We start from the raw sequence: 9,190 nt of genomic DNA, 5'->3' as shown, positions 1-9,190 counted from the left end.
TCCCAACCTGCCAGGGCCCCCCTGCCGCTCTGGGGGTTGTGTGTGTTGGGGGGCTTGGCGTGGGCCGCCGCTGTCTGGGGGGGGGGGGGGCCCCCCCCCCCCCCGGCGCCCCCCCCCGGGGGGGCCCCCCCGCCACTCTGACGCGTCGGTGGATAGTCAGGCGCCGACCCGGATGAGCTTGCGGTTGACGAACTCCTCGGCGCCGAACCGACCGAGCTCGCGACCGAAGCCGGACAGCTTGACGCCACCGAACGGGAGGCCGGGCTCCTCGGCGCCGACGACGTTGACGTACACCATGCCGGCCTCGATCCGGTCGGCGATGCGCTGCGCCTGCTCGGGGTCGGTGGTGAACACGTACGAGCCGAGACCGAACGGCGTGTCGTTCGCGACCGCGATCGCCTCCTCCTCCGAACTCACCCGGTACACGTGTGCGAACGGCCCGAAGAACTCCTCCTTGGCTGCCTGGTTACCGGGGTCGATGTCGACCAGGACGGTGGGATCGAAGAAGCTCCCGTCGCGCGTGCCGCCCAGCGCGACCCTGGCTCCGCCCTCGATCGCACGGTTCAGCAGCTTCTCGAGCCCCTCCGCGGCGCCGACCGAGGAGACCGGTCCGAGCACGGTGTTCTCGGCGGCCGGAGCGCCCGGCTTGAGCTCGGCCAGCGTCGAGACCACCTTCTCCAGGAAGGCGTCGTAGAGCTCTTCGATGACGATGTACCGCTTCGCGCCGTTGCACGCCTGACCGGCGTTGTCGTAGAAGCGGGCACCCAGCGCGGCCTCCACGGCCGCGTCGAGGTCATCGGTGCTCAGCAGGATGAACGGGTCCGAGCCGCCGAGCTCGAGGACCGCCTTCTTGAGGTGACGTCCGGCGGTTGCCGCGACCATCGCACCGGCCTTTTCCGACCCCGTGACCGAGACACCGGCGACCCGGGGGTCGGCGATGACGGCGTCGATCTGGGCATAGGTGGCGTAGACGTTCTCGTAGGCGCCGGTGGGGAAGCCGGCGTCCAGCAGCAGTTGCTCGATGGCCGCCGCGGACTCAGGGCACTGGGAGGCGTGCTTGAGCAGAATGGTGTTCCCGGCCATCAGGTTGGGCGCGGCGAAGCGCGCGACCTGGTAATAGGGGTAGTTCCACGGCATGACGCCCAGCAGGATCCCGAGGGGCTGGCGCCGGATCACCGCGGTGCCCTCGCCCCACGCCAGCGGGACCGGCTCGTCGGCCAGGAACTCCTCGGCATGGTCCGCGTAGTACTCGAAGATGGCGGCTGCGAAGTCGACCTCCAGAACACCCTGGTTGGTCGGCTTGCCCATCTCGCGGCTGATGATGGTCGCCAGCACCTCTCGACGCTCCACGAACAGCACCGCGGCGTTGCGCAACAGCGTCGCGCGCTCCGCAGCCGACGAGGTACGGCCCCACGTACGGTACGCCGCGTCGGCACGGTCGAGCTTCGCTGCCAGCTCGTCGTCCGACAATGCGGCGTACTCCTTGACGGTCTCCCCGGTGGTGGGGTCGACAACCGCGTAGGTACTCACGACATCCTTCTTTCTCGATCGCTGAGGCTGGGCGTCCACCTTGGGCGACCCGGCGCGGCACTGGCCGCCGGTGTTCGCAAGGACCCCCTAGTCGGGGGAGGTCCGAGGGCGGGACTCCGTCAGCACAGGACGCGCCGCCTGGCGTGCCGGGGCACACAGCTCCGCCGCCCGGGTGACGTCAGCTGTCGGCACAGACGACGTTCGGGGCGGCGGATCCATCGGCACGGACGCCTTGTCTCCCCCGGGTGGGCAGGGCCTCTCGGGAACCCAGGGAGTCCGGGAGCACGAGCGGTACGGTCCGCGTCGTGTCAGACATGCGCCTCCGAGCTCAGTCAGGTACCCGTTCGCCCGGCGGTACAGCGTCGTGGGGTGGAGCGCAGACGGGTCATTCTCGAAACCGCGGAGGCGCTGCTCGGCGAGCAGGGCTACGACTCCGCCACCCTGAAGGCGATCGGTGAGCGGGTGGGCATCCCGACTGCGTCCGTCTACCACTACTTCTCCGATCGGCACCAGATCGACAGCCTGCTCGCGCAGCGCCATGAGCTCGAGGCACGGGTGGGTGCCTCGCTGAGCAGCCGTGATGTGCGCACGTTGCATGACGCGGTCGACGCCGTGATCGACCCGACGTGGGACTACCTGCGGCGGCATCCGAGCTGCGTCGAGCTGTGGTTCGCCGGCGAGGTCGCCGACATCGTCCGCGCCTACGACGAGGCGCAGGCGATGCAGGTGCTCCGTGTTCTCGTCGAGCGTGGTCTTCTGCCCGTCGGGACACCGCCGCTCGTCATGCAGGTGGCCTGGGAGACCGGCCACCGTCTCTTCGAGGTCGCGTTCCGGCGGACCCCGACGGGGACGCTGCCACGATCGGCGAGCTCCGCCGCCTTGTGGCCACGTACTTCGAGACCTATGCCTTGCCGACGCCGAGGCCACGCGGTTGACCGTCACGAAGCTGCAGACCCCCGGTAGCGGGGTGCGTGGTGCCCATGGCAGGTGGGAAGCGGTCCGGCGTGCAGTCGGGCGCGGCATGGTTGCCGGGCTCAGACGAGGAGCCCGAGTTCCTGGGCACGGCTGGCCGCCTGCGCCCGGTTGCGCACGCCGAGCTTGCGGTAGACAGCGCTCGTGTGCTGCTTGACGGTGTGCCGGGAGAGGTTCAACGACGCCGCAACCTCGGGATTGCTGAGCCCTGCGGCCACGCGCTGCAGGATGTCCAGCTCGCGTGGGGACAGCTGAACAGCCGACGGCTTCGCGTCGATCGGGAAGACCCGGGCCCCCTCGGCAACGCGCCGCAGCGCGGCCGCGATGACCGCCCGCGGCATGTGCTTCGAAAGGGAGGCAACCGCTCCGTGCTGAAGAGCCATGGATGCGGACAAGCGCCCCTCGCCCGACATCAGCACAACCCGGACGTGCGACATGTGCTCCTTGAACGTCCGGCACAGCTCCAGTCCCGACTTGCCACCGAGCGAGGCACTCACCAGAACCAGTTGCGGATGATGCCGCTGGGCCACATGCCATGCCATCTCGGCCGACGCCGCCACCAGGCACGACGCCACCCATGGCTCGTCCGACAGAATCGAGCGCAATCCGGCCTGCACCAGCTCGTTCTCGTCCACGCAGAGGACCCGCTGCAACCGACATCGGTCCTCGGAGGTCGGCCCGACAAGCACTGCGCTGATGTCACACCGTGGGCGGGTCTGCGGGAGAACTTCACCCATCGTTCCTCCTCGAGAACGGCTCTGTTTCACGCTTGTTTGCGCCTCTGAGACTGCTGGCCGACCGCTCCGGGGGCACCCGGGGAACTACCTGCACCGGTACCTGTTTGTGTGAGCGGGGTCACCTCTGGTCGCTGCGAGGTGGAAACGAAACGGCGCGGTGCGACCGTGTGGCCGCACCGCGCCAGGCTGTGAGAGGCAGTGCCTCAGTGTTCGTGGATGAGTACGCCGCGGATGTTCCGGCCCTCGACCAGGTCCTCGTACCCCTCGTTGACTTCTTCGAGCCGGTACTGCCGGGTTATGAGCTCGTCGAGCTTGAGCTGCCCGGCCTGGTAGAGGCCGAGCAGCTTGACGATGTCGTACTGAGGGTTGGAGCTGCCGAAGAGCGAGCCCTTGATCGTCTTCTCCCACAGCGTCAGTTCCGCGCCCGAGACGTGCACCGTGAGGTGCTCCATGTTCGCCAGACCGGTCACGACGACGACGCCGCCCTTGCCGATGGCCGAGAAGGCGGACTGCACCACCGTCTCGTCGACCGTGCCGACGAGGACCAGGGCCTGGTCGGCCATCTGGCCCCGGGTCATCTCGGTGATCGCCTCGTGTGCTTGCGCGGCGTCGGCGAAGGCGTGCGTGGCGCCGAACTTCAGGGCGGTCTCGCGCTTGAACTCCTGCGGGTCGACGACCACCACGTTCTTCGCGCCGGCGTGAACGGCGGCCTGCACGGTGTTCATCCCGAGGCCACCGGCACCGAAGATGACGGTGGTGTCGCCGGCGCGCACGTTGCCGGTGTTGACGGCGGTACCCCATCCGGACGGGACGCCGCAGCCGACGAGGACGGCCTTCTCCAGCGGGATCGACTCGTCGATCTTGACCACCGAGTACTGGGACACCGTCGCATACTGCGAGAACGTGCCGAGTGAGCACATGCCGCCGACGTCCGTACCCTCGTGGTGGAAGCGGAACGTGCCGTCGAGCATCTGCCCGTCCAGCAGGAACTCGCCGAGGTCGCACAGGTTCTGCCGGCCCGTGGAGCAGTAGCGGCAGATTCCGCAGCTGGGGATGAAGCTGCATACGACGTGGTCGCCGGGCTTGACCTTGGTGACGCCGGGGCCGACCTCCTCGATGACTCCGGCTCCCTCGTGGCCGGCGACGATGGGCAGTCGGGACGGGAGGTCGCCGCTCGGCAGATGGAGATCGGAGTGGCACAGGCCGGCCGCGACGAAGCGGATCAGGACCTCGCCCTCACGCGGCCCGTCCAGGTCGAGTTCGAGGACCTCGAACGGCTGGTTGAGGCCGGTCAGGACGGCGGCTTTGGTCTTCATGGGTGTCTCCCCTGGTCGGGACATGATCCGATGTGTCGCCCTCCTCCGGAAGGCCAGGTACCGGTGGATCATGTAGGGCGAACGAAGCCCCTGAAGTAAGCAGCGGGCGGTACGGCCACGACCGCTTCGGCGGGGAACATCGCCCACTTGGGGGACCGGCTGCCGCCCGGCTGGAGCGGACGCCGCTGTCTCGGCGGCCCCGAGGCGGATGACCAGCCCAGTCCCCCAACCGGGTGCGGATCAGGCAGCGCGGGTCGGCGCGTTGTGCGGGTGACGCTTTGCTGTCAGGCGCGCCTCGCCGTCGGTCAGCGGCTCAGTGTGCGCGGTTTCCGGGACGAGATGCGCGAGGCCCACACCTTCTCGTACTTCTCCTGCCCACCGGACGTCGATCGACGAGTTGCAACTGACCTACGCAGGGCGGCCGACCGTGCTGCCCGACCCCTCTTGTCGAAGGAAAGACCCATGCACCGCACCGTGTTCGACGAGGACCACGAGTCCTTCCGCCAGACCCTTCGTTCCTTCATCGAGGCCGAGGTGCTCCCCGTCTACGACGAGTGGTACGCGGCCGGCCAGGTGCCGCGAGGCTTCTATCACCAACTGGGTGAGCTGGGCATCTTCGGCATCAGTGTGCCCGAGGAGTTCGGCGGCGCGGGCCTGGACACGCACAAGTTCGAAGCCGTGCTCGCCGAGGAGACCGCCCGCGCGGGCGTCCTGTTCGGCTGCACCGGTGCGCACGTGCTGCTCTCGCTGCCCTACATCACGATGCTCGCCACCGATGAGCAGAAGAAGCGGTACCTGCCGAAGTTCGTCACAGGCGAGGAGATGTGGGCGCTCGCCATGACCGAGCCGGGAACCGGCTCGGACGTCGCCGGCGTGAAGACCACGGCCAAGCTCTCCGAGGACGGCACGCACTACGTCCTCAACGGCGCCAAGACCTTCATCACCGGTGGCGTCCACGCCGACCGCGTCATCGTCTGCGCCCGCACGGCACCGCCGCGCGAGGACGACCGCCGCTTCGGCCTCTCGCTGTTCGCGGTCGACACCAAGTCCGAGGGTTACTCCATCGGCCGCAAGCTGGACAAGCTCGGTCTGAGGACCTCCGACACCGCCGAGCTGGCGTTCGTCGACGTCAAGGTACCGGCCGAGGATCTGCTGGGTGAAGAGAACAAGGGCTTCTCCTACCTCGGCAGGAACCTGTCGTCCGAGCGCTGGGGCATCGCCCACAGCGCCTATGCGCAGGCCGCCGCGGCAGTGCGTTTCGCGCAGGAGTACGTCGCACAGCGCACTGTCTTCGGAAAGCCGGTGGCCCACTTCCAGAACACCAGGTTCGAACTGGCGGTCTGCCAGGCCGACGTGGACGCGGCCGAAGCCGTCACCGACCGCGCGCTGGAGGCCCTGGACGCGGGTGAGCTGACGCCGGCCGAGGCCGCGAGCGTCAAGCTGTTCTGCACGGAGGTGGCGGACCGGGTCATCGACCGCTGCCTGCAACTGCACGGCGGCTACGGCTACATCAACGAGTACCCGATCGCCCGCCTGTACGCCGACAGCCGGGTCAACCGCATCTACGGCGGCACGTCCGAGGTGATGAAGATGATCATCGCCAAGGGCATGGGCCTCTGAGGCCGCGCTCCACGCCGGAAGGCGGGCTGGTCGATCTCCCCGACCAGCCCGCCCCTTCTTTTCCATGACATTGCCGTCCACGGCGTGCGCGCGCGGTCACGGACTGGGAAACGATGCCCGGCCGGGGGCGACGCCAGCTGAGTGCCCCTGCACCGGCATCACCCAACTGGGCAGGTCATGGCCGCGCACCTGGGCTGCCTCGGCTTCCTGCTTGCATGCTCCGGCCATGAACTCGACCAAGACTTCAGCAGACGGATCCGCTGACATCTTCGACCTCACCGGGCGACGCGCCGTCGTCACCGGCGCCAGCCGCGGCATCGGCCGGGCGATCGCGATCGCCTTCGCGCAGCGGGGCGCGCACGTCATCGGCATGGCCCGCTCCGAGGGCGGCCTCAAGGAGACGGCGGCGCTCGCCGAGGGCGCCCCCGGAAGCCTTGACGTCCATGCGAGCGATCTCCGTTCCCCGCAGGCCGTGGCGGCGGCGGTCGCCGTTGCCGCCGAACGGCTTGGCGGCATCGACATCCTGGTCAACAACGCCGCGGACGACCACGACTCGTCGATCGAGGACACCGACCTCACGGTCTTCCAGCGGGTCCAGGAGCTGAACCTGCAGTCCTGCTGGGTGATGATCCGGGCCGCGTCCCCGTTCCTCAAGGACGGTGGCGGCAAGGTCATCAACATCGCGTCGGTGCTCGGCCTCGTCGGCATCCGCGACAACAGCGCCTACATCGCCGCCAAGCACGGCCTGGTCGGCCTCACCAAGGCCGTCGCCCTCGAATGGGCACGCAAGAACGTCCAGGTGAACGCGATCGCACCGGGGTACGTCGAGACCGCGATGCTGGGTGATCTCAAGGGGAACGAGGCGCTGGCGGCGTATGTCAGGAAGACGACGCCGCAGGGCCGTTGGTCCCAGCCGGAGGAGTACGCGGGGCCGGCCGTCTTCCTCGCGTCGGCCGCCTCGGACTTCATGACGGGGCAGGTGCTCGTCGTCGACGGCGGCTACACCGCGCAGTGACCCCCGCTCGTGACCGCCGGCAGGTCCACCCCTCTCGCGGACGCCGGCGGTCACGGCACTTGCCGGAGCCGCCGTGCGGCGCTCGCGTTGACCCGACCTGAGCGACCGCTTAGTATCCCGGCTCGCCGGCCGTTTCCCCCGCCCTCCCGATCGGATGCCTGACCATGGACTCTCTGCTGCTCTCCCGGCGCGACCTCGATTTCCTGCTCCACGACTGGCTGGACGTGACAGCGCTGACCCGCCGCCCCCGCTACGCCGACCACGACCGGGACACCTTCGACGCGGTCCTGGAGCTGAGCGAGGCCGTCGCCACCCGGCACTTCGCCCCGCACAACAAGAAGAACGACACGATCGAGCCCCACTTCGACGGCGAGCGGGTGCACATCATCCCGGAGGTCGGGGAAGCCCTGCGGGTCTTCGCCGAGGCCGGCCTGACGGGCGCTGCCATGGACTACGACATCGGTGGACAGCAGCTGCCTGCCGTCGTCGCGAACTCCTGCATGGCGTGGTTCCAGGCCGCCAACATCAGCACCGCCGCCTACCCGTTCCTCACCGTGGGCAATGCCAACCTGCTCCAGGCGCACGGCAGCAAGGAGCAGATCGAAACCTACGTGCGCCCCATGGTCGAGGGCCGCTTCTTCGGCACCATGTGCCTCTCCGAACCCCAGGCGGGATCCTCGCTGGCCGACATCACCACCAGGGCGGTGCCGCAGGGTGACGGCACCTACAGGATTTCGGGCACCAAGATGTGGATCTCCGGTGGCGACCACGACCTGAGCGAGAACATCGTCCACCTGGTGCTGGCCAAGATCCCCGGCGGCCCGGCGGGCGTCAAGGGCATCTCCCTCTTCGTCGTGCCCAAGTTCCTCGTCGGGCCGGACGGCACCCTGGGAGAGCGCAACGACGTGGTACTGGCCGGCCTCAACCACAAGATGGGCTACCGGGGCACCACCAACACCCTGCTCAACTTCGGCGAGGGCCGGTACACCCCGGCCGGAGCCCCCGGCGCCGTGGGATACCTGGTGGGCGAGGCCCACCAGGGGCTCGCGTACATGTTCCATATGATGAACGAGGCGCGCATCGGTGTCGGTCAGGGTGCCGCGGCGCTCGGCTACACCGGCTATCTGCACGCCCTCGACTACGCCCGCACCCGTCCCCAGGGGCGCCCGCTGACGGGCAAGAACGCCGACGCCCCGCAGGTCCCCATCATCGAGCACGCCGACGTACGGCGGATGCTGCTGGCCCAGAAGAGCTACGCGGAGGGTGCGCTCGCCCTCGTCCTGTACTGCAGCCGTCTCCTCGACGAGGAGCACACCGCCGAGCAGGAGTCCGAGCGCGCCCGCGCCCGGCTGCTGCTGGACGTCCTGACGCCCATCGCCAAGAGCTGGCCGTCGCAGTGGTGCCTGGCGGCCAACGACCTCGCCATCCAGGTGCACGGCGGTTATGGCTACACCCGGGAGTACAACGTCGAGCAGTTCTACCGGGACAACCGGCTCAACCCCATTCACGAGGGCACCCACGGCATCCACGGACTGGACCTGCTCGGCCGCAAGGTCGTCATGAACGGCGGTGAAGGGCTGAGGCTGCTTCTCGAGACCCTCACGGCCACCACGGCCCGGGCGACGGCGGCCGACGGCGAAGCGGCCGAAATGGCGGCCCGGTTGGAGCAGGCCGCGGCCCGCGTCGAGCGGACCACCACCACCCTGTGGTCGCCGGCAGACCCCGCGACCGCGCTGGCCAACGCCTCCGTCTACCTGGAAGCCGTCGGCCATGTGGTGCTGGCCTGGATCTGGCTGGAGCAGTTCCTGGCGCTGGGGGACGACACGGACGACTTCCGTGAGGGCAAGCGGCAGGCGGCCCGGTACTTCTTCCGCTGGGAACTCCCGCGTACGGCAGCCCAGTTCGACCTGCTGGACAGCCTGGACCGCACGACGAGGGACTGCCGGCCCGAGTGGTTCTGATCCACGGGGCCGCCCGGGGCGCGGGAATCGCGGACGTCG

Annotated in this window: 7 protein-coding genes; 4 read left to right on the top strand and 3 right to left on the bottom strand. The window is 69.0% G+C overall.

The features are described from left to right. Positions 1-156 precede the first annotated feature (156 nt). The gene (locus ACFY1J_RS44845) at positions 157-1,530 is read right to left on the bottom strand and encodes an NAD-dependent succinate-semialdehyde dehydrogenase (RefSeq protein ID WP_390733233.1); all 1,374 of its coding nucleotides are present in this window, start codon (positions 1,528-1,530) and stop codon (positions 157-159) included. 369 nt (positions 1,531-1,899) lie between these two features. Between ACFY1J_RS44845 and ACFY1J_RS44840 the strand changes: the two genes are divergently transcribed. Beyond that, on the top strand, positions 1,900-2,493 hold the full coding sequence (locus tag ACFY1J_RS44840) for a TetR/AcrR family transcriptional regulator (RefSeq protein WP_390733232.1): 594 nt from the start codon (positions 1,900-1,902) through the stop codon (positions 2,491-2,493). Between the two features lie 71 nt (positions 2,494-2,564). Here ACFY1J_RS44840 and ACFY1J_RS44835 read toward each other — a convergent pair whose 3' ends face one another. Then, complete coding sequence (locus tag ACFY1J_RS44835; protein ID WP_390733231.1) at positions 2,565-3,137, bottom strand: LuxR C-terminal-related transcriptional regulator; 573 nt, start codon at positions 3,135-3,137, stop codon at positions 2,565-2,567. A gap of 305 nt (positions 3,138-3,442) precedes the next feature. After that, positions 3,443-4,555, bottom strand: a complete 1,113-nt coding sequence (locus ACFY1J_RS44830) for an NDMA-dependent alcohol dehydrogenase (RefSeq protein ID WP_390733230.1) — start codon at positions 4,553-4,555, stop codon at positions 3,443-3,445. Between the two features lie 462 nt (positions 4,556-5,017). Between ACFY1J_RS44830 and ACFY1J_RS44825 the strand changes: the two genes are divergently transcribed. The 3 genes from ACFY1J_RS44825 to ACFY1J_RS44815 all read left to right on the top strand — a co-directional run bounded on the left by ACFY1J_RS44825 (position 5,018) and on the right by ACFY1J_RS44815 (position 9,151). Next, positions 5,018-6,175 (top strand): acyl-CoA dehydrogenase family protein, encoded by a 1,158-nt coding sequence (locus tag ACFY1J_RS44825; protein WP_390733229.1) that lies wholly within the window; start codon positions 5,018-5,020, stop codon positions 6,173-6,175. 226 nt (positions 6,176-6,401) lie between these two features. Next, positions 6,402-7,190, top strand: a complete 789-nt coding sequence (locus tag ACFY1J_RS44820; protein ID WP_390733228.1) for an SDR family NAD(P)-dependent oxidoreductase — start codon at positions 6,402-6,404, stop codon at positions 7,188-7,190. Positions 7,191-7,354: 164 nt separating this feature from the next. After that, a complete protein-coding gene (locus tag ACFY1J_RS44815; RefSeq protein WP_390733227.1) occupies positions 7,355-9,151 on the top strand; it encodes an acyl-CoA dehydrogenase in 1,797 nt (598 codons plus the stop codon). Positions 9,152-9,190: the final 39 nt, after the last annotated feature.

Source organism: Streptomyces sp. NPDC001406 (genome assembly GCF_042895285.1).
In the GTDB taxonomy this organism is placed as follows: domain Bacteria; phylum Actinomycetota; class Actinomycetes; order Streptomycetales; family Streptomycetaceae; genus Streptomyces.
The sequence above is the reverse complement of the archived record's forward strand: the minus strand, read 5'-3'. Positions and strand labels throughout refer to the sequence as shown.

Coding starts and splice junctions, on each gene's coding strand:
- ACFY1J_RS44830 (WP_390733230.1), bottom strand. CDS start 4,555: ATGAAGACCAAAGCCGCCGTCCTGACCGGCCTCAACCAGCCGTTCGAG.
- ACFY1J_RS44825 (WP_390733229.1), top strand. CDS start 5,018: ATGCACCGCACCGTGTTCGACGAGGACCACGAGTCCTTCCGCCAGACC.
- ACFY1J_RS44820 (WP_390733228.1), top strand. CDS start 6,402: ATGAACTCGACCAAGACTTCAGCAGACGGATCCGCTGACATCTTCGAC.
- ACFY1J_RS44815 (WP_390733227.1), top strand. CDS start 7,355: ATGGACTCTCTGCTGCTCTCCCGGCGCGACCTCGATTTCCTGCTCCAC.